The sequence below is a fragment of the Sphingomonas sp. BL2 genome, from assembly GCF_056680015.1.
In genome coordinates this window covers 1,432,819-1,457,500 of the sequence record NZ_CM155261.1, presented here as the reverse complement: position 1 = coordinate 1,457,500, position 24,682 = coordinate 1,432,819, and the positions used below count along the sequence as shown (strand labels likewise).

27 protein-coding genes (1 of these 27 cut by a window edge) are annotated in these 24,682 nt (G+C 66.8%); 11 read left to right on the top strand and 16 right to left on the bottom strand.

The annotated features are described in order from the left end of the window. A protein-coding gene (locus tag AC1ME3_RS06790; RefSeq protein WP_480955780.1) for a lipopolysaccharide biosynthesis protein crosses the window boundary here: on the top strand, positions 1–290 show its final stretch. Its footprint begins 1,210 nt before the window's first position; 290 of the gene's 1,500 nt are visible here — the last part of the coding sequence; its start codon lies off the left edge, out of view; its stop codon occupies positions 288–290. Here AC1ME3_RS06790 and AC1ME3_RS06785 read toward each other — a convergent pair whose 3' ends face one another. Then, on the bottom strand, positions 291–716 hold the full coding sequence (locus AC1ME3_RS06785) for a CBS domain-containing protein (protein ID WP_480955372.1): 426 nt from the start codon (positions 714–716) through the stop codon (positions 291–293). Positions 717–787: 71 nt separating this feature from the next. Here AC1ME3_RS06785 and AC1ME3_RS06780 point away from each other — a divergent pair, with 71 nt between their 5' ends. Next, the gene (locus AC1ME3_RS06780) at positions 788–1,078 is read left to right on the top strand and encodes a hypothetical protein (protein ID WP_480955371.1); all 291 of its coding nucleotides are present in this window, start codon (positions 788–790) and stop codon (positions 1,076–1,078) included. Positions 1,079–1,185: 107 nt separating this feature from the next. Here the strand turns inward: AC1ME3_RS06780 and AC1ME3_RS06775 are convergent, their stop codons facing one another. The 4 genes from AC1ME3_RS06775 to hisS all read right to left on the bottom strand — a co-directional run bounded on the left by AC1ME3_RS06775 (position 1,186) and on the right by hisS (position 6,089). After that, entirely contained in the window at positions 1,186–2,433 is a 1,248-nt protein-coding gene (locus AC1ME3_RS06775) for a DUF4167 domain-containing protein (RefSeq protein WP_480955370.1), read from the bottom strand. A gap of 256 nt (positions 2,434–2,689) precedes the next feature. Continuing rightward, entirely contained in the window at positions 2,690–3,553 is an 864-nt protein-coding gene (prmC, locus tag AC1ME3_RS06770; protein ID WP_480955369.1) for a peptide chain release factor N(5)-glutamine methyltransferase, read from the bottom strand. 81 nt (positions 3,554–3,634) lie between these two features. Next, positions 3,635–4,708 carry a peptide chain release factor 1 gene (gene prfA, locus AC1ME3_RS06765; RefSeq protein WP_056053173.1) on the bottom strand — a complete coding sequence of 358 codons (1,074 nt, stop codon included), beginning with the start codon at positions 4,706–4,708 and terminating at the stop codon, positions 3,635–3,637. Between the two features lie 145 nt (positions 4,709–4,853). Further along, the gene (gene hisS, locus AC1ME3_RS06760) at positions 4,854–6,089 is read right to left on the bottom strand and encodes a histidine--tRNA ligase (RefSeq protein ID WP_480955368.1); all 1,236 of its coding nucleotides are present in this window, start codon (positions 6,087–6,089) and stop codon (positions 4,854–4,856) included. 49 nt (positions 6,090–6,138) lie between these two features. Here hisS and AC1ME3_RS06755 point away from each other — a divergent pair, with 49 nt between their 5' ends. The 4 genes from AC1ME3_RS06755 to AC1ME3_RS06740 all read left to right on the top strand — a co-directional run bounded on the left by AC1ME3_RS06755 (position 6,139) and on the right by AC1ME3_RS06740 (position 10,110). Then, positions 6,139–6,792, top strand: a complete 654-nt coding sequence (locus tag AC1ME3_RS06755; protein WP_480955367.1) for a DUF1345 domain-containing protein — start codon at positions 6,139–6,141, stop codon at positions 6,790–6,792. Positions 6,793–6,874: 82 nt separating this feature from the next. Beyond that, entirely contained in the window at positions 6,875–8,788 is a 1,914-nt protein-coding gene (locus tag AC1ME3_RS06750) for a M61 family metallopeptidase (protein ID WP_480955366.1), read from the top strand. A 76-nt stretch (positions 8,789–8,864) separates the two neighbouring features. Next, the gene (gene ppa, locus AC1ME3_RS06745; protein ID WP_480955365.1) at positions 8,865–9,443 is read left to right on the top strand and encodes an inorganic diphosphatase; all 579 of its coding nucleotides are present in this window, start codon (positions 8,865–8,867) and stop codon (positions 9,441–9,443) included. Positions 9,444–9,447: 4 nt separating this feature from the next. Further along, positions 9,448–10,110 (top strand): TIGR02466 family protein, encoded by a 663-nt coding sequence (locus tag AC1ME3_RS06740; RefSeq protein WP_480955364.1) that lies wholly within the window; start codon positions 9,448–9,450, stop codon positions 10,108–10,110. A 152-nt stretch (positions 10,111–10,262) separates the two neighbouring features. On the opposite strand, the gene AC1ME3_RS06735 is transcribed toward AC1ME3_RS06740, so the two are convergent. The 3 genes from AC1ME3_RS06735 to ispG form a co-directional block, all read right to left on the bottom strand. Further along, on the bottom strand, positions 10,263–10,739 hold the full coding sequence (locus AC1ME3_RS06735; RefSeq protein WP_480955363.1) for an N-acetyltransferase family protein: 477 nt from the start codon (positions 10,737–10,739) through the stop codon (positions 10,263–10,265). Next, positions 10,736–11,650 carry a DMT family transporter gene (locus AC1ME3_RS06730; protein WP_480955362.1) on the bottom strand — a complete coding sequence of 305 codons (915 nt, stop codon included), beginning with the start codon at positions 11,648–11,650 and terminating at the stop codon, positions 10,736–10,738. The genes AC1ME3_RS06735 and AC1ME3_RS06730 overlap by 4 nt, the downstream gene beginning before the upstream one ends. 291 nt (positions 11,651–11,941) lie before the next feature. Then, positions 11,942–13,081, bottom strand: coding sequence for a flavodoxin-dependent (E)-4-hydroxy-3-methylbut-2-enyl-diphosphate synthase (ispG, locus tag AC1ME3_RS06725; RefSeq protein WP_353466818.1), 1,140 nt, complete (start codon positions 13,079–13,081; stop codon positions 11,942–11,944). Positions 13,082–13,196: 115 nt separating this feature from the next. Here ispG and AC1ME3_RS06720 point away from each other — a divergent pair, with 115 nt between their 5' ends. The 4 genes from AC1ME3_RS06720 (at position 13,197) to AC1ME3_RS06705 (ending at position 16,691) form a co-directional block, all read left to right on the top strand. After that, positions 13,197–13,718, top strand: coding sequence for a DUF1993 domain-containing protein (locus AC1ME3_RS06720; RefSeq protein WP_480955361.1), 522 nt, complete (start codon positions 13,197–13,199; stop codon positions 13,716–13,718). Positions 13,719–13,786: 68 nt separating this feature from the next. Continuing rightward, a complete protein-coding gene (locus tag AC1ME3_RS06715; RefSeq protein WP_480955360.1) occupies positions 13,787–14,926 on the top strand; it encodes an acyltransferase family protein in 1,140 nt (379 codons plus the stop codon). After that, positions 14,923–15,843 carry an isoaspartyl peptidase/L-asparaginase family protein gene (locus AC1ME3_RS06710; protein WP_480955359.1) on the top strand — a complete coding sequence of 307 codons (921 nt, stop codon included), beginning with the start codon at positions 14,923–14,925 and terminating at the stop codon, positions 15,841–15,843. The genes AC1ME3_RS06715 and AC1ME3_RS06710 overlap by 4 nt, the downstream gene beginning before the upstream one ends. After that, positions 15,840–16,691 (top strand): S1/P1 nuclease, encoded by an 852-nt coding sequence (locus AC1ME3_RS06705; RefSeq protein WP_480955358.1) that lies wholly within the window; start codon positions 15,840–15,842, stop codon positions 16,689–16,691. The genes AC1ME3_RS06710 and AC1ME3_RS06705 overlap by 4 nt, the downstream gene beginning before the upstream one ends. A 171-nt stretch (positions 16,692–16,862) precedes the next feature. Here AC1ME3_RS06705 and pal read toward each other — a convergent pair whose 3' ends face one another. The 6 genes from pal to AC1ME3_RS06675 form a co-directional block, all read right to left on the bottom strand. Next, positions 16,863–17,390 (bottom strand): peptidoglycan-associated lipoprotein Pal, encoded by a 528-nt coding sequence (gene pal / locus AC1ME3_RS06700; protein WP_107964487.1) that lies wholly within the window; start codon positions 17,388–17,390, stop codon positions 16,863–16,865. A 52-nt stretch (positions 17,391–17,442) separates the two neighbouring features. Continuing rightward, a complete protein-coding gene (gene tolB / locus AC1ME3_RS06695) occupies positions 17,443–18,921 on the bottom strand; it encodes a Tol-Pal system beta propeller repeat protein TolB (protein ID WP_480955357.1) in 1,479 nt (492 codons plus the stop codon). Between the two features lie 131 nt (positions 18,922–19,052). Further along, positions 19,053–20,111: a cell envelope biogenesis protein TolA gene (locus tag AC1ME3_RS06690; RefSeq protein ID WP_480955356.1), complete on the bottom strand. Its 1,059-nt coding sequence runs from the start codon at positions 20,109–20,111 to the stop codon at positions 19,053–19,055. Between the two features lie 13 nt (positions 20,112–20,124). Next, the gene (gene tolR, locus AC1ME3_RS06685) at positions 20,125–20,562 is read right to left on the bottom strand and encodes a protein TolR (protein WP_056053220.1); all 438 of its coding nucleotides are present in this window, start codon (positions 20,560–20,562) and stop codon (positions 20,125–20,127) included. A 182-nt stretch (positions 20,563–20,744) separates the two neighbouring features. After that, positions 20,745–21,437: a protein TolQ gene (gene tolQ / locus AC1ME3_RS06680; RefSeq protein WP_056053223.1), complete on the bottom strand. Its 693-nt coding sequence runs from the start codon at positions 21,435–21,437 to the stop codon at positions 20,745–20,747. Then, on the bottom strand, positions 21,434–21,892 hold the full coding sequence (locus AC1ME3_RS06675; protein ID WP_480955355.1) for a YbgC/FadM family acyl-CoA thioesterase: 459 nt from the start codon (positions 21,890–21,892) through the stop codon (positions 21,434–21,436). Before AC1ME3_RS06675 ends, tolQ begins: the two co-directional genes overlap by 4 nt. 117 nt (positions 21,893–22,009) lie before the next feature. Here AC1ME3_RS06675 and AC1ME3_RS06670 point away from each other — a divergent pair, with 117 nt between their 5' ends. Then, positions 22,010–22,414: a VOC family protein gene (locus tag AC1ME3_RS06670; RefSeq protein WP_480955354.1), complete on the top strand. Its 405-nt coding sequence runs from the start codon at positions 22,010–22,012 to the stop codon at positions 22,412–22,414. On the opposite strand, the gene AC1ME3_RS06665 is transcribed toward AC1ME3_RS06670, so the two are convergent. Further along, positions 22,415–23,173, bottom strand: coding sequence for a hypothetical protein (locus tag AC1ME3_RS06665; protein WP_480955353.1), 759 nt, complete (start codon positions 23,171–23,173; stop codon positions 22,415–22,417). A 450-nt stretch (positions 23,174–23,623) separates the two neighbouring features. Continuing rightward, the gene (locus AC1ME3_RS06660) at positions 23,624–24,643 is read right to left on the bottom strand and encodes an NAD(P)H-dependent flavin oxidoreductase (RefSeq protein WP_480955352.1); all 1,020 of its coding nucleotides are present in this window, start codon (positions 24,641–24,643) and stop codon (positions 23,624–23,626) included. Positions 24,644–24,682 lie beyond the last annotated feature (39 nt).

Sequence of the window (24,682 nt, the reverse complement as noted above, 5' to 3'; positions counted from 1 at the left end):
CGGCCTATCCCCTTTACCTGGGGATCAGCGCTTGGCGGACGCTGCCGGTGATCGGCGTTCGGGCGCGGGACGTGGCGCGCGCGGTCGCATCGCCGGCACTGGCGGCGATTGCGATGGCGCTGATCGTCGGGCTGGTGGATCGCGCGCTGCCACCGCTCGATGCGCATTGGCGGCTGATGATGCTCGTGGCGATCGGCGCGGCGGTCTATGCGGCGTGGATGCTTGTCTTTGCGCGGGCGACTGTGCGCGAACTGATCGCGGTCGCGCGGAAGCAGCCGGTCGCCGCTTAGTTACGCGGACTGGATATATTCGCGCATCGCCGCGGCATCGGCCTCGATCCGGTCGATGCGGTATTTGACGAGATCGCCGATCGAGACGAAGCCGACCAGCGTTTCGCCATCGATCACCGGCAGGTGGCGGATGCGGCGCTGGGTCATCAGCGACAGCGCACCGATCGCCGACTCATTGGGCCCGATCGACTTTACCGCGGTGGTCATCACATCGCCGATCCGCCGTTCGAGCGCCGCTGCGCCATCCGACTGCAGGCAGTGAATGACGTCGCGTTCGGAGAAGATCCCGACGACCTTGCCGCCTTCGAGCACCGGCGCCGCGCCGATCCGCTTCTCCGCGAGCAGGGCCACCGCCTGGGCCATGGTAGAATTGGGGGTCAGCGACTGTATGTCGCCCTTGTCCTTCAGGATCGCCGCGATCGTCATCTTCGCCTCTCCTCAACTGCGCCTGTTGCGCTTGGCTTGAGGAAACCATGTTTGCGCGGCAATGTGAAGCGATGACCGATCGATTGCCTGAACCGCCGGCCGGGTTGGACGACCCGCACTACGCTGCATTCGCGTGGGCACGGTTCCGGGGGATCATGGCGTGGATGGTGCTGGCGGCGGCGATATGCGTCGCGGCGATCATCGTGGCGATGGCGCATGTGCAAGGGCCGCTGAATCTGGTGACGATGCTCGCGGTGATGGGCGGGGTTGGCGGATCGGTGATGATGGCCGGACTGTTGATGGGTCTCGCATTCCTCAGTTCGGGAAGCGGGCATGACGAGGACGTGACGCGGCTCGATTGAGCGCGCGGCGCTGATATGGTCGGGCATGAAAAAGGCCGGCGTCGCGTGAAGCGGCACCGGCCTCTTCAGGTCTTAGCGTGATCCCGGAAAGGTCCGGAATGACGGCTTCAGCCTGCGACCTCGTCCGGTACCGCACGAACGCGGCGACGGCGGGGCTTTTCTTCGGGCGCAGCATCGGCGGCGGGCGAGTCCTTCGCAGGTGCTGGCGCCGGCGTTATTGCCGAGATCCCGAGTGATGGCGGCAGTCGGTCCGCGTCGAATGCGGTCGGTGCCGCATCTTCGGACGCGCCCTGGTCCTGCGCGACCGGTGCGTCGAGGCTGCGATCGCGGCGCGGGCGACCGCGACGGCGGGGCTGCTCCTCGGTTGCTGCAACGGGAGCGACGGTCTCGACGGTTTCGGTCGGCTGGGCTGCCTGCTCGGGGGCTTCGGTTACCGAGCGGACCGCATCAGCTTCGGAGTCCTGGTTGGCGTTGGCGACCGGCGCGCTCACGCGAGGGGTGCGGCGGATCGTCTCGCGCTGCGGCGCATCGCGGTAATCGCTGCGGGGCTCCCGGACCTGCTCGTCGCGTGACTGCGTCTCGCGTTGCTGAGTCTCGCGCGACTGGGCCTCACGGGCCTGATCCTGCTCTTCGCCGTTGCGGTCGTCGCGGGGCTGAGCATCACGCGGCTGGGCGTTGCGCTGGTTGCGCGGGTTGTCGCCACGGACGCGATCTTCGCGCTGGCCGTCGTTACGGGGGCCGTCGTTACGGGGGCCGTCATTACGCTGACCCTCATTACGCTGGCCTTCGTAGCGATTGTTCTCGTACCGCGGACGCTCTTCGCGCTGCGGACGATCTTCACGCTGAGGGCGGTCCTCGCGGTTCTGGTTCTCACGATTCTGGCGGGGCGCGTTCTGGTACTGGCCGTTCTGCTGGCCGCCATTCTGCTCGCCACGCGGCTGCTCGGGCGTACCCTGCTGCTCGCCGGAGCGGATCGGTTCGCCCTCGTCGCCGTAATCGTCGTCGCCGTCGAGATCGAACGGCTGCTGGCGGCGCGGCTGCTGCTGCGCCTGCGGCTGGCTCTCTTCGAAGCGGGCGCGGGTTTCGCTCAGGACGCGGAAATAATGATCCGCGAACTGGAGGTAATATTCGATGTTGACGCGGTCGCCCTGCTGCTGCGCGTCGCGCGCGAGGTTCTTGTACTTCTCGTACAGCTGGCTCGCGTTGCCGCGCGCGCGGCTGTCGATGCGGTTGCCGGTATCGCGACCACCCTGGCCGCCGCCGCCACCCTGGCGTTGACCGCCACCACTACCGCCGCCGCCATTATTATTGTTGCCACGACCGCGACGGCGGCCGGCTTGCCGGTTGTTGATCAAGCTTGTGTCCTCAGTCGTCGAACCAAAATCTGGTCGTGCTCCGAAATGCGGTGCAAACCCCCGTCGCGCACCGACGATCTAGACGAGATCGATGCGTCGAACTTGCCAGGGCCGCCGGACTGCAGCGACCTCAAAGCGAAGGATGCGGGTCATCGCTCTAAACCGACCAATCGTCGAGAGTGCGTGCCCCTGCCCGCGTGATAGCGTCCGCAAGGGACCTACTACAAGCGAAATGTGAGGTTTAGCGCCATATTGTTCAAGTCGCGGGCGCGTGGGTTGCCACTAACGCACGCGCGTTGCCGCCATAGTCGTGATGGAGCGCGACGTGCAGGCCCTGCGCTTCGAGCAGCGCCGTGACGGGGACGGCCTGCGTCGAACCGATCTCGATCACCGCCGCGCCACCGGGGGCGATCAGCGTGGGGAGTTGTTTGGCGAGGATGCGGTAGTCGTCGAGCCCGTCTGCGCCGGCGTAGAGCGCGGCGTGGGGTTCGTGGTCGTGGACTTCGGGCGGGAGCTGCTCGGCGGTGGCGATGTAGGGCGGGTTGGCGAGGATCAGGTCGAACCGGCCGACGATCGCGCTGGCCCAGCTGCCGCGGATGAAGTGCGCGCGGTCGGCCATGCCTAGGGTTGCGGCGTTGGCGCGGGCGTAGGCGAGCGCTTGGGGGGAATAGTCTACGCCGAGGCCTTGTGCAGGCCATTCGTCGAGCGCGGCGAGGAGCAATGTGCCGGGGCCGGTGCCGAGGTCGAGTATCGTTGCGGGGGCGCGGCCGGCAAAGTGCGCTTGGGCTGCGATCAGGAGTGTTTCGCTGTCGGCGCGGGGGACGAGTGCACCGGGGCCGACGGCGAGGTCGATCGACCAGAAGCCGCGGGTGCCGGTGATGTAGGCGATAGGCTCATGGTTGAGGCGGCGTTCGACGAGTGCGGCGAAGGTGTCGGGGACGGTGTGGCGATCCGGGTCGAGGAGGATCGCGTTGCGCTCGACGCCGAGCGCGTGCGCCATCAGGAGTTCCGCGTCGAGGCGCGGGGTGGCGGAGAAGCCGAACTGCCCAGCGGCGGTGGCGATGGCCGTCCTTACTGCTCCCCTTCCGCTTGCGGGAGGGGTCGGGGGAGGGGCTGTCACCAAGCGATGCCCTTAGCGGGAAGCCCCTCCCCTAACCCCTCCCGCAAGCGGGAGGGGAATGCCGTTGCGGCTGGGGAACGCTCAGCCATCCAGCTGCGCCAGGCGGTCCGCTTCGTCCTGCGCGACCAGCGCGCCGATCAGTTCGTCCATCTCGCCCGCGACGATCTCCGGCAGGCGGTGCAGCGTCAGGTTGATGCGGTGATCGGTGACGCGACCCTGCGGAAAATTATACGTCCGGATCCGCTCCGAGCGATCCCCCGAGCCGACCATCGATTTCCGCGCACCCGCGCGCTCGGCGTGCAGCCGGTCGCGCTCGGCTTCGTAGAGGCGTGTCCTGAGCACACGCAACGCCTTGGCCTTGTTCTTGTGCTGCGACTTCTCGTCCTGCTGGATCACGGTCAACCCGGTCGGGATGTGGACGATCCGCACCGCCGAGTCCGTCGTATTGACCGACTGCCCGCCCGGCCCCGACGAGCGATACACGTCGATGCGCAGGTCCTTGTCGTCGATCTTGACGTCGACCTCCTCCGCCTCGGGCAGCACCGCGACGGTCGCCGCCGAGGTGTGGATCCGGCCGCCGGCCTCGGTCGTCGGCACGCGCTGGACGCGGTGGACGCCGCTCTCGAACTTGAGTTTCGCGAACACGCCCTGGCCGGTGACGCTGGCGACGACTTCCTTGAAGCCGCCCGCGTCGGACGACGAACCGGAGATCATCTCGACCCGCCAGCCCTGCGATTCGGCATAGCGCTGGTACATCCGGAACAGGTCACCCGCGAACAGCGCCGCCTCGTCGCCACCGGTGCCGGCGCGGACCTCGAGCATCGCCGAGCGCTCGTCGGCGGAGTCGCGCGGCAACAGCGCGAGCGCGAGTTTGCGGTCCGCGGTCTCGAGCAGCGTGCGGTTCTCGTGCAGCTCGTCCGACGCCATCGCGCGCAGTTCGTCGTCGGCATCCTCCGCCATGAACGCGAGGCTTTCGGCCTCCTGACGCAACCGGCGCACTTCGGTGGCGGCTTGGGCGACGGGTTCGAGCTCGGCATATTCCTTCGACACCGCGACGAAGCGGTCCGAGGGGAGATCGCCGGTCGACATCAGCGCCTGGAGCTCGTCACGCCGCGCCTCGATCGCGCGGATGCGGTCGGGGGAGATCTGGGTCATGAAATCCTCCCCGGCACGGGGAGGGGGACCGCCCGAAGGGGGGTGGAGGGGGCGGGCCGCAGGTGTTGCGTGACGTGGAAGCCCCCCTCCGTCAGTGCCGCGCACTGCCACCTCCCCGTGCCGGGGAGGATTTGCGAATGATCCATCACGACAGCAGCGTCTTCAATTGGGCCTCAAGCCCTTCGGTTTCCGACCCGAGCATCTTCAACTTTCGAACGACTTCGCCGTCAACACGACGAACGCTCGCGATCGCCTGTGGGGTTGCCTTGACGGCCTTGTCGAAGCGTTTTTTCGCCGAACCGGAAGCAACCAGATCGGCAGAGACTCCATTTCGCCGGAGGTCGGAAATCAGGGCGATCGCATCGAGACTCGAGTCGTCGTCCTCTGCAACGACGATGACTTCGGCACGCTGCTCAGTCGGTTCTTCCAGCAGCATAGCCAGACGCTCGACGCCCGCAGCCCAACCAACGCCCGCCGTCTCCGGCCCACCAAGCGAGCCGATCAGCCCGTCATACCGGCCGCCGGCTAGGACCGTCCCCTGTGCACCCAACCGATCGGTCACGAACTCGAACGCGGTGTGGCGGTAGTAATCGAGGCCGCGGACCAGGCGCGCGTTGCGTTCCCATGCGACGCCTGCCGCATCGAGCCCGGCGGTCACCGCCTCGAAGAACGTGCGTGCCTCGGGGGTCAGATACGCGTCGATATCGGGCGCGCTGTCGGCGATTGGGCGGTCGCGCGGGTCCTTCGAGTCGAGGATCCGCATCGGGTTCTTCTTGAGCCGCGTCAGGCTGTCCTCGGACAGTTCCCCGCGATGCGCCTCGAAATGCGCGACCAGCGCCTCGCGCCACGCATCGCGCGTCGCCGCGTCGCCCAGCGTGTTGAGCTGCAACGTCACGCCCTCGGAAATGCCGAGTTCGCGCAGCAGCTGGTCCGCGAGCACGAGCAGCTCGACGTCCGCCGCCGGTTCTGCGGCACCGATCACCTCGGCATCGATCTGGTGAAATTGGCGGAAGCGCCCCTTTTGCGGGCGCTCGTAGCGGAACACGGGCCCGCTGGTGGTGAGCTTCAGCGGCGCGAACTGCTGCCAGCCTTCGGTCAGATAGGCGCGCGCAATGCCGGCGGTGAACTCCGGGCGGAGCGTCAGCGAGTCCCCGCCGCGATCCTCGAACGTGTACATCTCCTTCGACACGACGTCGGTCGTCTCGCCGAGCGATCGCGCGAACACCGCGGTGGATTCGAACACCGGGATATCGACGCGCTGGAAGCAATACAGCGCCCGCACGCGCTCGAACGTGGCAAGGACGTGCGCGAACCGGCGCTGCTCGTCGCCGAAAATGTCCTGGGTGCCACGGATGCGGCGCGGGGTTTCTGTCTTGGCCATGATGCGCGCGTATCTAGGCGACGTGCCCACGAAGCGCTAGCGCTGTGGCATGACTGAAAAAGCCAGATATTGGGGTCTCGGCCAACGCGTTGCCCCGCCGCGCTTCATCCTGTTCGTGCTGGTCTTCGCGATTGGGCTGGCCACGCTAATCCCGCGCTTCGGGCTCGGGCGGGGGACGATGGCCGCGTTCGACGTCGCGGCGGTCGTGTTCCTGATCGCGGTCTCGACCTTGTTTCGCAACGCCACCGCCGCCCGGATGCGCCGCGCGGCGGAGGAGAACGACGCCAACCGCGCGGTGCTGCTGGGGTTCAGCGGGACGATCATGCTGGTGATCCTGGTCGCGGTGGCGAAGGAATTGCAGGGCAAAAACGACGCGGTCGGAATCGCGCTGACGATCTCGACGCTGGCGCTCGCGTGGCTCTTCTCGAACATGATCTACACGCTGCACTATGCGCATATCTATTACAGCGACGACGAGGACGGGAAGGACATCAAGGGCCTGGACTTCCCCAAGTGCGACGAGCCCGATTACTGGGACTTCGCCTATTTCGCGTTCACGCTGGGGATGACGTTCCAGACCTCCGACGTCGAGATCACCTCGCGCCGGGTGCGCAAAGCCGCGCTCGGCCAGTGCATGGCGGCGTTCGTGTTCAACATCGGCGTGCTGGCGTTCACGATCAACGTGCTGGGGAGTGCTGGCTGAGGGTACCGGGTAAAGGACTGGACGGCTGCCCTTTATCGCGATTACACCTCGTGTCATCGTCTCTCAGCCGGAAGGCCCTTCCTTGATCCGCAAGCTTCTCGTCGCGTCCCTGCTCGCATCCGCCGTACCCGCCTTCGCGCAAGTCCCCGCCGGAAACACCGCACCACAGCCGGTGCCGTTCGTCGACACCATTCCCGATGCAGTCGACACGCCCTATCCCGGCACGTTGCTGCTCGATGTCGACGCTACCGATACCGAGCGCGGCATCTTCCGCGTGAAGCAGACGATTCCGGTCGCCAAGTCGGGGCCGATGGCACTGCTCTATTCGAAGTGGCTGCCCGGCGCGCATTCCCCACGCGGCGAGATCGAGAAGCTCGCGGGCCTCGTGATCCGCGCGAATGGTAAGATCGTCCCCTGGACGCGCGATCCGGTCGACGTCTTCGCCTTCCATATCGACGTGCCGACCGGCGCCAAGTCTGTGGTGGCCGAGTTCCAGTTCATCTCCGCGACCAAGGGCGACCAGGGCCGCATCGTCATGACCCCGACGATGGTGAGCCTCGAGCCGAACCTCGTCAGCCTGTACCCCGCCGGCTATTTCACGCGGCAGATTCCGATCAAGATGACCGTCACCTACCCGACCGGCTGGACCGCTGCGGGTGCGGTACCGGCGAAGGTCTCGGGATCGACCTACAGCTACGACACGACCAACTACGAGATCCTCGTCGATTCGCCGACGCTCGCGGGGAAGTACGGCAAGGTCTGGCCGCTCTCCCCCCGCGTCGACCTGAACGTTTTCGCCGACAGCCCCGACCAGCTCGTCGCCAAGCCCGAGCAGATCGATGCGCACAAGCGCCTCGTCGACCAGGCCGCGAAGACCTTCGGCGCGCAGCACTACGATCATTATGAATTCCTGCTGTCAATCACCGACCAGCTCGGCGGAATCGGCCTCGAACATCATCGCAGCTCCGAGAACGGCGTCCGTCCCGGCTATTTCACCGAGTGGGAAACCGGCGCCGCCGCGCGCAACCTGTTGCCGCACGAATACACGCATAGCTGGGACGGCAAGTTCCGCCGCGGCGCAGACCTGTGGACCCCCGACTTCCGCACGCCGATGCGCGATTCGCTACTCTGGGTGTATGAAGGCCAGACGCAGTTCTGGGGCTATGTGCTCCAGGCGCGTTCGGGTCTGGTCAGCAAGCAGGATACGCTCGACGGTTACGCCTCGATCCTCGGCAACTACGACACCGCGCCGGGCCGTCAGTGGCGTCCGCTGATCGATACGACCAACGATCCGGTGATCTCGGCACGCAAGCCGAAGGGCTGGACCAGCTGGCAGCGCTCGGAGGATTACTACAACGAGGGCCTGATGGTGTGGATGGAGGTCGATGCGATGCTCCGCCAGAAGTCCGGCGGGACCAAGTCGATCGACGATTTCGCGCGAGCCTTCTTCGGCGTCCGTGATGGCGACTACGGCGAGCTCACCTATACCTTCGCCGACGTTGCCAAGACGCTGAACGGTATCGTCCCCTATGATTGGGCGACGTTCCTCAACACGCGCCTGACCGAGACCGGCAAGCCCGCGCCGATTAATGGCTTCGCGATGAACGGCTACAAGCTGGTCTATGGCCCAGAGCAGAGCCCGTATCTGAAGCAGGCGGAGAAGAGCCGCGGCACCGACGTCAGCTACTCGCTCGGCATGGTGATCAACAAGGAGGGCGTAGTCACCTCGTCGATCTGGGACAGCCCCGCGTTCAAGGCGGGCCTGGACGTCGGCACCGAGATCGAGGCGGTCAACAGCGAGGCGTATTCGTCTGACCGGATCAAGGCGGCGATCCTCGCGGCAAAGGGCACGAAGGTGCCGATCCGTCTTACTGTGAAAAACAACGACCGATTCCGCGACATCTTGCTCGATTACCATGACGGCCCGCGCTATCCGCGGCTACAGAAGGTGGGTACGGGTGACGGCGGGCTGGACAGGCTGCTGATGCCGCGCTGACCAGAGACTAAACTAACGTGGTGCCGGCCGCTCCCCAGACGAGGAGCGCCGGCATCGTCATATCGAAAGGACCGCCATGCGTATCGACCTCATCCCGACCGGCAAGAATCCCCCCGATGACCTGAACGTCATCATCGAAGTGCCGACCGGCGGCGAGCCCGTGAAGTACGAGTTCGACAAGGCATCGGGCGCGCTGTTCGTCGATCGCATCCTCCACACGCCGATGCGCTATCCGGCGAACTACGGCTTCGTGCCGCACACGCTCAGCCCCGATGGCGATCCGTTGGATGCGCTGGTGATCGCACGCTCGCCGTTCATCCCCGGCTGCGTCGTTCGCGCGCGGCCGATCGCGGTGCTGAACCTCGAAGACGAAGCCGGTGGCGACGAGAAGCTCGTCTGCGTGCCGGTCGACGCGGTGTTCCCGTATTACGCCAACATCGGCGAGCGCGGCGATATGCCCGAGATCGTGTTCGAGCAGATCGAGCACTTCTTCACGCACTACAAGGACCTCGAGAAGACGAAGTGGGTCCGGGTCGGCAAGTGGGGCGACGCCGAAGAAGCCAAGCGCGTCACGATCGAGGCGATCGAGCGCTACAACGCCGAGAAGGCCAAGGGCGAAGAGCCGATGAACGCGGACGACACCGCAGGGCGCTGATAGCATGACGACGGCGTCTTCTACGTTCGACGGCATCCGCGTCCGCGCGGCGCAGATCGGACTGTACGAGACGCCGATCCTGCACGGACGGCTGGCCGATGCCGCGGCGCTGACGGCGGCGTTGCGTGCCGCAATCCTTGATCGCTACGCCGCCGCGCCCAGCTTGGCTCGATCGAATGTCGGTGGCTGGCATTCCGCCACAGACATGCTCGACTGGGGCGGGCCGGCGGCGGCCGCGCTCGCCGATACCGCGGTGAAGATGGCCAAGCGTGCATCGCATTTCGACGGGCGCGATGCGGCGACGGTCGAGTGGACCGTCAAGATGTGGGCGAACGTGTCGCCGCCCGGCGCGCTCAACATGAGCCACGCGCATCCCGGGGTGCTGTGGGCGGCGGTCTATTACGTCGACATGGGCGTAGCGCCGGCATCCGGTGAGGCAGGCGGCGAGCTCTTCTTCGAGGACCCGCGCTTTCCGGTGCCGTTCATGCGGCTGCCGGGGTTTCGGCTCGTCGGGATCGACGGCCAGCCGCAACCGGTCGAGCGTCGCCTGCCGACCGAGGCGGGCGATCTGGTCCTGTTCCCCGCCTGGCTCCGCCACGGCGTCCGCCCACACTTGGGAACAGGCGACCGTATCTCGATCGCGATGAACATCGACGTGAAGGGCTAGGCGGGCGCAACGGACAATCCTCCCCCGCCAGGGGGAGGTGGCTGGCACTTGCCAGACGGAGGGGGAGGTAAGCGCCGACCGACGTTCCGTGTCCTCCCCCTCCGTCACCTGCGGTGACACCTCCCCCTGGCGGGGGAGGATCATTTGCTACCCTACCGTCCAGCGAGCTTCACCAAAGCATCCCCCGACATTCGCTGGATCGTCCAGTCTTCCATCCCGACCGCGCCGACCTTCTGATAGAATGCAATCGCATCGGCGTTCCAGTCGAGCACCGACCATTCGAACCGCGCGCAGCCGCGATCGAGCGCAACACCCGCCAAATGCGCTAACAACGCACCGCCAACCCCCTGCCCGCGCGCGTCCGGCGTCACGTACAGGTCCTCCAGATACAGCCCGCGCTTGCCCGTCCACGTCGAGAAGTTGTGGAAGAACAGCGCGAACCCCAACGGGCCTTCCGCGGTCTCGGCGATCAAGGCTTCCGCGGCAGGTCGCTCACCGAACAGCGCCTCCGCCAGCATCGGCTCGGTAGCCTCAACGGCATCCGGCTCGCGCTCGAACGCGGCGAGTTCGCGGACGAAGCGGAGGATCGTGCCGACATCGGCGGTGGTCGCGAAACGGATATGGGTCATGCACTAGCCTCGATCGATGTCTGCGCGATGTCACGCCGCCGCGCCGCGTACAGGCACGCGACGACGATGATCGCCGCGCCCGCCAGCGTGAACGCCGATACCCGCTCGCCGAACACCAGGAAACCCAAGCCGGCGGCATAGACGAACGACGTATATTCGGTGGTCGCAAGGAACCCGGTATCGCCGTGCGCATAGGCCCAGCCGAGCAGCCACAGCGATGCGGTCGCGAGCCCCGCGGCGAGTATGAGCTTCGGCCATTGCGCCGCTTCGGGCATCACCGCCAGCCACGGCGCGGCGAGCCCCAGCGTGACGGTGATGACGAGCGCCTGGAAGAATGCGATCTCCCCCGGCCGCGCCGCCTGGCTCTGCATCCGCGCGATCACCAGGTTGACCGCATACAGCACTGCCGAACCCAGGATCGCCAGCGTCCCGTGGAACGTTTCGGGTCCAGGCACCTCGCGCCCCTGCCCGATCATCACCACCAGCACGCCACCCAGCGCGGCGATCGAGGCGACGAACGTTTTCCACCCGACCCGCTCACCGAGTGTCACCGCCGCGAGCAACAGCGCGAGAATTGGCGCGATGTAAGTCAGCGAAATCGCCTGCGCCATCGGCACGCGCGCCAGCCCCCAAAAGAACAGCACCGCCATCGCCGTCGTCACCAGCCCGCGCGCCAGATGCAGCTTGAGCGCCCGCCCGCTCGGTCGCCCGCTATTGCCCAGCTTCCACGCGACGGCACCGAGCCCTACGCTGATCATCTGTCGCCAGAGCAGTGCGTTATAGACGCCGATCGCCAGGACGAGCGACTTCATCACCGCATCCATCATGGAGAACAGTCCGATGCCCAGCGCGGCAACCGCAAAGGCCAAGGCCGGCGAAACGCCGCGAGGGGTCACCGGACTAAACCGCATCGTACACGATCAGTGTTTGGATCATCCGCATGCAATCCGCATAACCGGCATCCCATCGCTACGCTATCGTCGGCGCGGGAACCGCCGTTGCGGTTCCGTTTCGCTGGAGCGGTCTCCACGCTTTTTAATCGTTGTTCCCTCGCGAACGCGGGGCCCCAGGACCACGAACGCTATCGTCTCTTACCCTGGACTCCCGCTTTCGCGGGAGAACGAGGAAAGGCGCCTGCCTCCACACGGCGTCATCCTGACGGGATTCAAAATAACGGATGTTGGAGCCGCTCGCGTAAATCGTTATTCCGCCGCCATCTCCGGCACCAGCGCGGCTATCGCTTCATCCGCCGCGTCGATCTCCGCCGCCTTAGCTTCGACCAGCCGGACGATGTGGTCGACCATGTCGGCGTCCTGGACGTGGTGATCGGTGACGCCCGACAGATACACCATGTGCTTGCCGTTGCCGCCGCCAGTGATGCCGATATCGGTCTCGCGCGCCTCGCCGGGGCCGTTCACCACGCAGCCGAGCACCGACAAGGACATCGGCGTGCGAATGTGCTGCAGGCGTTCTTCCAGCGCCTGCACCGTGCGGATCACATCGAAGCCCTGCCGCGCGCACGAGGGACACGACACGACGCGGACGCCGCGATTGCGGATGCCGAGCGCTTTCAGGATCTCAAAGCCGACGCGGACTTCCTCCTCGGGCTCAGCCGAGAGCGACACGCGAATGGTGTCGCCGATGCCGTACCAGAGCAGGCTGCCCATCCCGATCGCCGACTTGACCGTGCCTCCAACGAACCCGCCCGCCTCGGTGATGCCGAGATGCAGCGGGCAATCGACCTGTTCGGCAAGCTGCTGGTAAGCCGCCACCGCGAGGAACAGGTCGGACGCCTTCACCGCGACCTTGAACTCGTGAAAGTCGTGGTCCTGCAACAGCTTGATGTGATCGAGCGCCGATTCGACCAGCGCATCAGGGCAAGGCTCGCCGTATTTCTCGAGCAGGTGCCGCTCGAGCGAGCCGCCGTTGACGCCGATCCGGATCGCGCAGCCGTTCGACTTGGCCGCATCAACGACTTCCTTCACGCGCGCCGCCGAACCGATATTGCCCGGATTGATCCGCAGGCACGCCGCGCCCGCATCGGCGGCTTCGAGTGCGCGCTTGTAATGGAAATGGATGTCGGCGACGATCGGCACGCGGCTCGCACGGACGATCTGCTTGAGCGCGGCAGTCGATTCGACGTCGGGGCAGCTTACGCGGATGATGTCGACGCCCGCGTCTTCGCAGCGCCGGATCTGGTCGACCGTCGCGCGCACGTCGTCGGTCGGGGTGTTGGTCATCGTCTGCACCGTGACCGGCGCATCGCCGCCGACGGGGACGTTGCCGACCATGATCTGGCGGCTCTTGCGGCGGGTGATATCGCGCCAGGGACGAAGGGACATGGGGATTCCTCGGGAGTTCGAGGCCTATATAGCGACTTGCGCGCTGGAACGGAACATCGCTGGCCCGAGTAGCGCTCGTCGGCCATAGCGGCGCACGGCTTTAGGAGCGAACGCGATGACCCTGTCCCTGTACGATGCGACGATTCCCTCGAATCTCCAGATTCTCCGCGCGGTCGACGCGCTGCTCGACAAGGCGGAAGCGTTCGCCGTCGAGAAGGGTATCGAACCCGCGACGCTGATCGATGCGAAGCTCGCCGACGACATGCTGCCGTTCGGTTACCAAGTGAAGGCGTGTGCGACGCATTCGGTCGGCGGCATCGAAGGCGTCCGCGGCGGCACCTTCGCGCCCGACCGTTCGGCCTGGCCGACCGATTTCGCGGGTCTCCACATCGTGATGCGCGACGCGATCGCCAAGCTGGAAGCGATCGACCGGGAGACGTTCGACGCGCTCGCCGACAACGACACGACCTTCGAGTTCGGCACGTTCGTCATGCCGTTCTCCGGCGCGAACTTCCTGCTCTCGTTCTCGCAGCCCAACTTCTACTTCCACGCCAGCACCGCCTACGCGATCCTCCGCGCGCAAGGCGTATCGATCGGCAAGCGCGACTTCATGGGCACGCCGCGCATGAAGGCATGAACCGGCGCGGGGAACGCCTCAGCCGTCGTACGCTTGCGGCACCGCTCCCCGCCCCGTAGGGCCGCGCGATGACGCGGCATTATGGCATGGACTGGCTGCGGATCGGGGCGTTCGCGCTGCTGATCCTCTACCATATCGGCATGGTCTTCGTGCCGTGGAACTTCCATGTGAAGTCGCTCCATGTCGAGGACTGGGTGCGGCTGCCGATGCTGGCGAGCAACGCGTGGCGGCTGACGCTGCTGTTCGTGGTTTCGGGCTATGCCAGCCGCGCGCTGCTTGCCCGGTCGAGCGGCACAAGCGGGTTCTTCGCCAACCGCTGCTACCGCCTGCTCGTGCCGCTTGTGTTCGGCATGGCGGTAATCGTGCCGCCGCAACCCTGGGTCGAGCTGGTGACCAAGCACGCTTATGCCGGCAGCTATCTAACGTTCTGGACCCATGACTATTTCCGCTTCGGCAAGCTCGCCGGACTGTCGCTGCCGACCTGGAACCACCTCTGGTTCGTGGTCTATCTCTGGGTCTACACGAGTGTTTTGACGCTCGGGCTGGTCGTCGTCCGCGGCGACTGGCTGCAACGCGCGTTCGACTGGGTCTTCGGCAGCTGGGCGGTGCTCGTCCTGCCGGTCGCGTGGCTCGTGTTCGTCCACGCCTGGTGGTTCCAGATGGCTGCAGAATCGCAAGCCCTGTTCGGCGACTGGGTCGCGCACGTCACCTATTTCCCCGCCTTCCTGTTCGGCTTCGGCCTAGCCCGTTCCGAGCCCGTAATGGCGGCGATCGCGCGCTGGTGGAAGGTCGGCGCGGTCGCCGCGGTGCTCGGCTATGGCGCGATCATCGGCGTCGAGCTCGAATGGCCGGGGGACATCGTTGCGCCGCGCTGGATCTACCCCGGCTACGGCGTCGCACACGCGCTCGAGCAATGGGGGGCGATCGTCGCGCTGATCGGGATCGCCGAGCGCCACTGGAACCGCGACCACCGCTGGCGCCGCACGCTGACCGAGGCGGTGTTCCCGTTCTACCTGATCCACCAGACGATCATCGTCCTCGTGATGTACGCGCTGCTCCCCGCCGGTCTGCCGGGCTGGGCCGAGTTCGCGTGCCTGCTCGCCGCGACGACGATCGGCTGCATCGCCTTCTACTGGATCGGCCGCAGCATCGCGCCGCTCCGTCCCCTCATCGGCCTTCGCGCCCTACCCTCGAAAGACTCAGCATGACCTGGACCCTCGTCATCCATGGCGGCGCCGGCAAACTCGACAGCGAGATGGTCTCGCCCGAGCAGGATGCAGGCGCGCGAGCCGGCCTGTCGCGCGCGCTCGACGTGGGCGCGAAAGTGCTGGCGGACAGCGGCAGCGCGCTCGACGCGGTCGAGGCGGCGGTTCGTGCCCTAGAGGACGACCCGCACTTCAATTCGGGGCGCGGCGCGGTGTTCACGCACGACGGCACGCTGGAGCTCGACGCCGCGATCATGGACGGGCGCACGCGGGCGGCGGGGGCCGTTGCCGCAGCGACCACGACGCGCAACCCCGTCGGCCTCGCCCGCGCGATCCTAGACGAAGGCCGCCACGTCTTCCTCGCCGGCAAAGGCGCGGATGCGTTCTCGCTCGAACGCGACCTTCCCCAGGCGGATGCGGACTGGTTCGCGACCGACGAACGCCGCCGGCAATTCGCCGAGTTCCAGGCCGATGGCGGCGGGTTCGACGTCGACATGAAATACGGCACGGTCGGTGCAGTGGCGTGCGACTCGCACGGCCACGTCGCCGCCGCCACATCGACCGGCGGCGTGACCGGCAAGCGCTGGGGCCGGATTGGCGATACGCCGGTGATCGGCGCGGGCACCTTCGCCGACGATCGCGCCTGCGCCGTGTCGTGCACGGGCTCGGGCGAGTTCTTCCTTCGCGTCGGCGTCGGCCACGAGATCGCCGCGCGCGTGCGGTTGTCGGACGAGTCGCTGCAGGTCGCCGCCGACGCGGTGCTGGCCGAAGTGAAGGCGCTTGGCGGCACCGGCGGGGTGATCGTCGCGGGGCCGGACGGCAACATGGCGTGGGGCTTCAACACCGTCGGCATGTACCGCGGATGCGCGTCGTCCGAGGGTAGCCGGACCGTTGCGATCTACGCTAACGAGCCAGCATGAAGCGCTATCTCCTGGCTGCGATTGCCTCGCTCGGCCTCGCCTCCCCCGCCACCGCGTTCTGGGAGTACGGCCACCAGACCGTCGCGCAGATCGCCTATGCCAACGTCACGCCAAAGACCAAGGCCGCGATCCGGAAGCTGCTCGCACAGCAGGCGCTGCTCGACACGCCCGAATGCCCGGCGGAGACGATCGAGCAGGCGAGCGTCTGGGCGGACTGCATCAAGCCGCTCAAGACCGCCGACGGCAAGTCGCGTTTCGGGTTCGCGTACACGTGGCATTTCCAGGATGCCGACGTCTGCGCGCCGTTCGACCTGACGCCCGCGTGCAAGGACGGCAATTGCGTCTCGGTCCAGATCGATCGCGACGTGAAGCTGTTGAGGGATCGCGCCACGTCGCCGAAGGACCGGGTGCAGGCGCTGGCGTTCCTGATCCACTTCGTCGGCGATCTGCACCAACCGCTGCATGCGGGCGATCGTAACGACAAGGGCGGCAACGACGTGAAGGCGGATTACGGGATCTACGGCCCCGCGCGGTTCAACCTGCACTCGATCTGGGACGGGCCGCTGGCGGAGCGGGCGATTTCGACGCCGCCGTCGCTGGTAAGGCGGTATCCGGCGGCCGAGCGGGCGAAGATCGGGGCTGGGACGGTCGTCGACTGGAGCCGGGAGTCCTGGGAAGCAGCGCATACGGCGTATGCGGCGGCACTTGGCGGCGACGCGTGCGGTACCGTGCCTGCGCGCGTGAAGATGGACGATGCCACGATCGCCAAGATGGTGCCGGTGTCGCGAGAAGAGATCCGCCGCGGGGGCATCCGTCTGGCGAAACTACTCGACAAGGCACTGGGCTGAGCCACTTACCCTCTCCCCGCCGGGGAGAGGGAGGGACCCGCGGGCTCTTGCACGTGGGAGGGTGAGGGGCGTGAGGCTCGGGCCGTCCGTCCCAACAGCCCCTCACCCTCCCGTCGCCAAGTGGCTCCTCCTTCCCTCTCCCCGGAGGGGAGAGGGACTGCCGCGACAATCCTAGTTCAACACCACCGTGACCGCGCGACGGTTCGCCGCCCAGCTCTGGTCGTCCGAGCCCATCGCCACCGGGCGCTCCTTGCCGTAGCTGATCGTCGTCATCCGCGACGACGACACGCCCTTCGCGGCCAGATAGTTCTTGGTCGCGTTCGCGCGGCGGTCACCCAGCGCGAGATTATACTCGCGCGTGCCACGCTCGTCGGCATGGCCTTCGATCGTGATGCGCTGGTTCGGGAACTTCGCCAGCCACTGCGCCTGGCTGTCGAGGATCGCGCGCGCGGTCGGATCGATGTCGTACATGTCGAGTCCGAAGTTCACCGTGTTCGAGCTGACCGAGCGCTGGAAATCGGCATCCGACCCCGGCACGATCGCCCCGCCGACATTGCCGCCGTTCTGCCCCGCATTGGGATCGACCGGCGCGTTGTTGTCGACCGGTGCGGGCGGCAGCACCTCGGGACGCTTCTTCGCACAGCCGGCGACGGCGATCAGCGCGGTACACGCAAGCAAGATGTTGGAAAGCTTCGACATAGATAGTCTCCCGTAGAAAATCACGTTTCCCCGTTATGCCCCCATAGCAGGTTCAGGGCCGCAAGGGGCCCCATGCCGGATCCGAGCCATCCAGCGGCGTCGGGATCTTGCGCTCGTTGACGCCGGTCAGGTCGACCGACCAGAGGTCCGCCTTGCCGCCGCTGCCGCGTCCCGAGCGATAGAAGTTGATCACGCGACCGTTCGGCGACCAGCTCGGTCCCTCGTCCTGCCAGTCGTTGGTGAGCAATTTCTCGCCGCCGCCGCTCGGGCTCATGATGCCGATCCGGAACCCGCCGCCGAGCTTGGTGAACGCGATCAGGTCGCCGCGCGGGCTCCACACCGGCGTCGCATACCGCCCGCCGCCGAAGCTGATCCGCTGTTGGTTAGAGCCGTCCGCGTTCATCACGTAGATCTGCTGCCCGCCCGAGCGATCGCTCTCGAACACGATCCGCGAGCCGTCAGGCGAATAGCTGCCGCCGGTGTCGATCCCCGGCGAGTTGGTCAGGCGTTGCGGGCTGCCTCCTTGCGCCGACACACGGTAGACGTCGGTATTGCCACCCTGCGCCATCGAGAACAGGATGTTACGCCCGTCCGGCGAGAAGCGCGGCGCAAACGTCAGGTTTGCGTTCGCCACCACCAGCCGCTGCTTCCCCGAGCCGATGTCGTAGACGTAGATCGCCGGGCGATTGTTGAGATAGCTCATATAGACGATCGACTGCTGGTTCGGCGCGAACCGCGGCGTCAGCACGATCGACTGGCCGTTGGTCAGGAAACGGTGATTGGCGCCGTCCTGATCCATGATCGCGAGCCGCTTGATCCGGCGTCCCTTGGGTCCGGTCTCGGACACATAGACGACGCGACTGTCGAAATAGGCGCCTTCGCCGGTGAGGCGCGTGTAGACCATGTCGGCGCATTTATGCCCTGCGCGACGCCAGTCCGACGGCGGCACGACGAACCCGGTGCGGGTCAGCTCGGCCTTCGACGACACATCGTAGAGGTAGCAGCCGACGGTCAGGTTGCCGTCGCCATTGGCGCGGATGAAACCCTGTACGAGCGCCTGCGCGCCGGTGCTGCCCCAGTAGTCGAACCCGGGTGCGGTGACTTCGGGGAAGGTGATCGGGCGGAGCTGACCGGGGGATAGCGGCGTGAACAGGCCCGAGTTGCGGAGATCGTTGGTGACGATGTCGGCGAGCTGGCGGCCGAGCACGTCGGTCGATCCTGCCGGCGTCGACATCACCGCGGCGGTCGGCATCACCGGAATGGCGATCGGCATCGGTGCGGAGATGCCGCCGGTGACGTCGACCACGAGCCCGCCGGACTGATCGCCTGCTGGGGCTGGGGCTGGGGCTGCAGGGTCAGCGGGGGCTTGTTGCGGTGCCGGGGCGGGAGCGTCCTGTGCGCTGGCGGTACCGGATACGAACGCCAGCAATCCCACCGAAGCCAGAACCGATCGAGCCTTACGCCCACTTAACACCACCCCGGCGAAGGCCGGGGCCCAGTTGGGAGACGCCGGTGAAGGAGCGTTGCGCATCGTTACATCGACCTTTCCAACTGGGCCCCGGCCTCCGCCGGGGTGGTTACCGAGCGATGAGTGGTCACCCGCAACTAAAGTTGGGCGCGAAGGGAAAAATCCCAGGATCGATCGAGTCATAACGGACATCCTCAGCCGGGAAGTTTGTAGCGCAGGCTGAAATTGCTCCAGCCGTTCTGCACGTCATACAGGTCGTCGGGCAAACCGCGTAGCGGCGAACACCCGACAAAGGTCGCGATCGCCAGATCGTCGACGCGGTCGACATAGCGCCGGTTGTCGTCGTCGACGCCCGCGTGACCGCTGATCGTCGGCCGCGACTTCAGCGTGCCGTCGCGGTTGAGCTTCAGGTTGATCGTCACGCGGATCCGCTCGGCGCCCGGCCCCGGCGTGACCTGGCGGTTGGCGCAAGGCTGCACCTGTCGCAGGATCGCCGAGCCGATGTTCGCCGCCGCCTGCGCGCCGAGCTTGGCGGCCTTGGGCGCCTCCGACTTGCTCGGCGACGGATCGGCCGACAGCCCCTTGAGGAAATTGTCGCCGAGCCGCGACCCGCGTGGCCGCGACGCCTTCGCCTCGGCGGTCGAGCCGCTGCCCTTGGTCGAGGACGGCTTGGCGGGCTTGGCCGACGACGCGGAAGACGACGTCTTCGCGGGCGCGGCGCTCGGTTTCGCCGCAGCCTTGGTCGGTGCGGCCTTCGCGGGAGCAGCCTTCGCAGGCGCGGACTTGGTCGGTGGCGCCTTTTCGGGCTTTGGCTGCGGCTTCACGACGGGCTTCGCGACCGGGGCAGGCTTGGCGGCGGGCTTTGGTGGCGCGGGCTTGGGTTTGGGCTGCGGCTTGGCCACCGGTTCCGGCGCCGGTTGCGGCTTGGGGGCAGGCTTCGGCGGCGCGGGCTTGGGCTGCGGCGCAGGCGGCACGGGATCAGGCTTCGGCTCGGGCTCGGCTTCTTCCGGAGCAGGCGGCGCAGCATCCTCGGGCGCGCCTTCGTCCGGTGCGATCGATTGCGCGGGCGTCTCCGCCGATTGCGGCGCGGTCGCCTCGAGCGCGACGTCGGGCACGAGGCTCACGTCGATCGGCTGCTGCTCGATCTTCTTCGGCAGTTCGGGCGCACCGAGAAAGCCAAGCGACAGCGCGCCGAACAGCAGGACGTGCCCGACGACCGCGACGCCAAGGCCGATCTTCTCCGAACGATCCATCAGCCGAGCGCCATCAGTTCTGGTTACCCTCGACGGTCACCAGCGCGACGCGGTTCAGCCCGGCGCGGTTGAGTTCGCCCATCACGCGCATCACGCGGCCGTAATCGAGCTTCCGATCCGCGCGCAACAGCACTTGAGGCTCGTCGCCGACCGCTCGGCTGGCGGCGATCGCGGCCAACCGGACCGGCAGCGCGTCATCGGTCACCTGATCCTTGTCGATGAACAGCGCGCCGGTGCCGTCCATCGAGATCTCGACCGGCTTCTGCTCCTGGTCGAGCGCTTTAGCGCGCGCGTCGGGGAGGTTCACCGGTACGCCCGCGGTCATCAGCGGCGCGGTCACCATGAAGATGATCAGCAGCACCAGCATCACGTCGACCAGCGGCGTAACATTGATATCCGCCATTGGCGCGCGGCGACCGCGGCCGCGGGAAGAAGGAAGGTTCATCGCCACTTAAAATCCTCCCCGCACGCGGGGAGGGGGACCAGCGAAGCTGGTGGTGGGGGCGTGCGTCATATGCTGTGGTGCGTAGAGGGCCTCGTTCCACGGGCGCTGTGCGACGTGGAGAACCCCCTCCACCACGCCGCTGCGCGTCGCGGTCCCCCTCCCCGTGCCGGGGAGGATTTGCGTCGCGCTCATCGCGAGCCGTCCAATTGGCGCGACAACGTCGTGTGGAAACCGTCGGCGAACCGGTTGAGGCTCGCCTCGATCCGGTTGATGCCGTGCGAGAACCGGTTGTACGCGATCACTGCCGGGATGGCCGCGAACAGGCCGATCGCGGTGGCGAACAACGCCTCCGCGATCCCCGGCGCGACCACCGCCAGCGACGTGTTCTGCGCCGCCGCGATGCTGGTGAAGCTCCGCATGATCCCCCACACCGTGCCGAACAGCCCGACGAACGGCGCGACCGAGCCGACCGTCGCCAGCACGTTGAGCCGATCCGACAGCTTGTCGATCTCGCCCGCGACCGCTGCGCCCATCGTCGTCGCCAGCCGCTCGCGCGTGCCGCTCTTGTCGATCGTGCCGCCCGCGGTCGAGCGCCGCCACTCGGTCACGCCGGCCGCGAACACGCGCGCCGACGGTAGGTCGTTCTCGCCCTCCGCCTTGTAGAAGACGTCGATATCCTCGGCCTTCCAGAAATCGCGCTCGAACCGGGTCATGCCCTTGCGCGTCTTGCCGATCCGCCGCCAGAACGCGACGATCAGCGCCCAGGTCCAGATACTGGCGAGCAACAGCCCGATCATCACGCCCTTCACCACCCAGTCGGCCTGGAGGAACAAGTGGATCGGCGACAGCGTCGCGCTATCCATAGTCAACACCGGATTCATGCTTCCCCCTGCCAGACAAGGCGTTCGTAGATATCGATCCAGGCGCGCGGCTGGCGGCGTGGGCGGCCATTGGGAGCGACCAATGCCGCCACCACGTCCGCCTCGGCCAAGACAAGCCCGTCGCGCATGACCCTTTGATGAATGGTGACCCCGGCCGAGCGGACACGGCGTATCCGCGAGACGACCAGCAAGGCGTCGTCGAGCTTCGCCGGCGCGGCGTAGCGGATGGCGACGCTGGCGATCGCGTAGGAGCCCTCGCCCGCCTCGAACGTCGCGCGCTGGTCGATCCCGCCGACCCGCAGCATGTCCGAGCGCGCGCGTTCCATGTAGCGCAGATAATTGGCGTGATAGACCGCGCCCGACAGATCGGTGTCCTCAAAATAGACGCGCACCGGAAACCGGTGCTCGCGCCCTTCGAAGCGGCCTTCCGCCGGACGATCTGAAACCTCAGTCATTCCCGCGGCTGTTAACCCAGTCTTTGCAGGTAAGCCAAGCTTTGCCTTCACCATGTCGGCACTGGCCGGGGGCAGGCGAGCGGCGTACGCTGGCAGGGTTCAACGCAGGAGACTCGCATGGCCGATCGTCCCACCAGCGGAATCACACCGTTCCTCGTCATCCGCGGGCAACGCGGACGCGAGGCGCTCGCGTTCTACGAGGCTGCGTTTGCCGCGACCGTAGTCGAGACGAACTTCGCGGACGACGGTGTTCGACTGATGCAGGCCAGCTTGCGAATCAACGACGCCTGGCTGATGCTGTCCGACGAGTTTCCCGAATGGCGTGGTCATGCCGAACCCGAACCCGCCGGCATAACCCTGCATCTCAGGGTCGACGACACCGACGCCTGGGTAGGTCGTGCGGTAGCCGCGGGCGCCGTCCTGACGATGCCGGTCGCCGACCAGTTCTGGGGCGATCGCTACGGTCAGGTGCGCGATCCGTTCGGCCATAGCTGGTCGATCGGAACGCCCATCAAGGCCTGACTACTGGAAGACGCTGGCGTCGAGCTTCAGACGAGGCTGCGCGGGTGGCACCGGCTGCGAGATCGGCTGGAGACGCGCCTGCGTGATCGTCTGCACCGGCATGTTCGACGCGTATTGGCGCGAGATGGCCAGTTGCGGCTGGACCGGACGCACCGTGCGCCCCCGCCATGCATCGACCGCGCGGTAGAAATCGGTGAACGGCCGCTCGAGCACCGGCAGGTTCTGTGCAGCGAACGTGGGCATGGCCTCGGCGGTCAGACCGGCGCTCTGCGCGAGAACCGTCTGCGCCGCGGCGCAGAACTCGTCGCGTGCGGGCGACTGCGAGAAGAAGTTGTACAGCCGCGTCATCGAATCGTCGTAGCGATCCTGCCAGTCGCCGCCGCCCGACTTGTATTCGCTGGCATAGGTCGCCTCGGCCTTGGCGAGCACCGGCTTCTGCGCCGAAAGCAACGCGTTGTAGCCCGCGACGATCACCACTTCCTGAGGCCCGCGGCACGCCAGCGCGGCGACGTTGAGCGCAGCGCGAAGGTGCCAGACCTTGGCGGACGTCGTCAGGTTGCGATTCGGTGTCGGGTAGGTGCCGTCGGCGAGCGCGACCGGGATGACGATGGTCGGCGACGCGCCCTTCGGCATCACCGGGGCCGGTACCGGCACCATGATCACGGGCGGCGCAACGGCAGCCACGGTCCGTGGTTTCTGTGCGCAACCGGCCAGCAGGCCAAGCGCGGTAACGGACAGCAAAGCAAACCGACGACTCATCGCAACCACCTCATGACGTCCCCCGACGGGACACTCTATGCATGTGTTAGGTTAACGAGACGTAAGCCGTATGCGCTTTGCGGCGAGTGGAGAGGGCATGGGGTTGGGGGTTAGGGTTATCTGTCGCTTCGGCGGGGTGCGGCGATAACCTCGCCCCCCACTCCACCACCCCGGCGGAGGCCGGGGCCCAGTTGGAAAGGTTGCAGTAACGGAGCGCGACCTCGGTCAGCGACGTCCCCCAATTGGGCCCCGGCCTTCGCCGGGGTGGTGCTGAGTTCTGTCGGCTGACCCGACATAACGAAGCGCCGTCCTATTGATCCTCCCCCGCCAGGGGGAGGTGGCGCCATAGGCGACGGAGGGGGAGGACACGGAACAGACGTTTCGCAATCCGCCCCCTCCGTCAGGCAAGAGCCTGACACCTCCCCCTTGCGGGGGAGGATCAGTACCGCCTCAAACCGCGCGCGCTTCCAGTGCCGCCGCCGCCTGCGCCATCAGCCCACCGATGATCTCCGCAACCGGCTCCTCGCGCTTGACCATGCCGACCGACTGGCCCGCCATCACCGAGCCATGCTCGACATCGCCATCGATCACCGCGCGGCGCAGCGCACCCGCCCAATAATGCTCGATCTGCAACTGTGCCTCGGCCATTTCCACGCGGCCACCGTCGAGATGCCCGGCAACCTCACGCTGCTTCGCGGTGAACAGCTCGCTCGATGCGTTCTTAAGCGCACGCACCGGGATGACCGGAAGCCGCACATCGATCTGCACGCTCGCGATCGCATCGCGTGCCGAGGCGCGAATGAACGCCTTCTTGAAATTGGCGTGTGCGATCGACTCGGTCGCGCACACGAACAGCGTGCCGAGCTGGACGCCCGCCGCACCCATGTCGAGATAGCCCGCGATCGCCTCGCCGCGACCGATCCCGCCCGCAACGAACACGGGAACCTGCTCGGCGATCTCGGGCAGCATCTCCTGCGCCAGCACGCTGGTCGAGACCGGTCCGATATGGCCACCGGCCTCCATCCCCTCGATCACCAGTGCATCGACGCCGCTGCGAATCAGCTTCTTCGCCAGCGCCAGTGCGGGCGAGAACGCGATCAGCTTGGCGCCCGTTTCCTTGATCGCCTCGATGCTACCCTTGGGCGGCAGGCCACCGGCGAGCACGACGTGGCCGACCTTGTGCTTGGCGCAGACCGCGATCAGCTCGAACAGGTCCGGGTGCATCGTGATCAGGTTTACGCCGAACGGCTTGTCAGTCATCGCCTTGGTCGCGGCGATCTCGGTATCGAGCAGCGCAGGCGTCATCGCGCCGCACGCGATCACGCCGAACCCACCCGCGTTCGAAATCGCCGACACGAGGTGCCGCTCGCTCACCCACGACATCGCGCCGCCGAGAATCGCGACCTCCGACCCGAGGAACGCGGCGCCGCGCGCCATCCGGCGTTGCAGCCGCTCAGTACCGATCGTCATGCATCCATCCCCGTCGTCCCGGCGCCTGCCAGGATCATG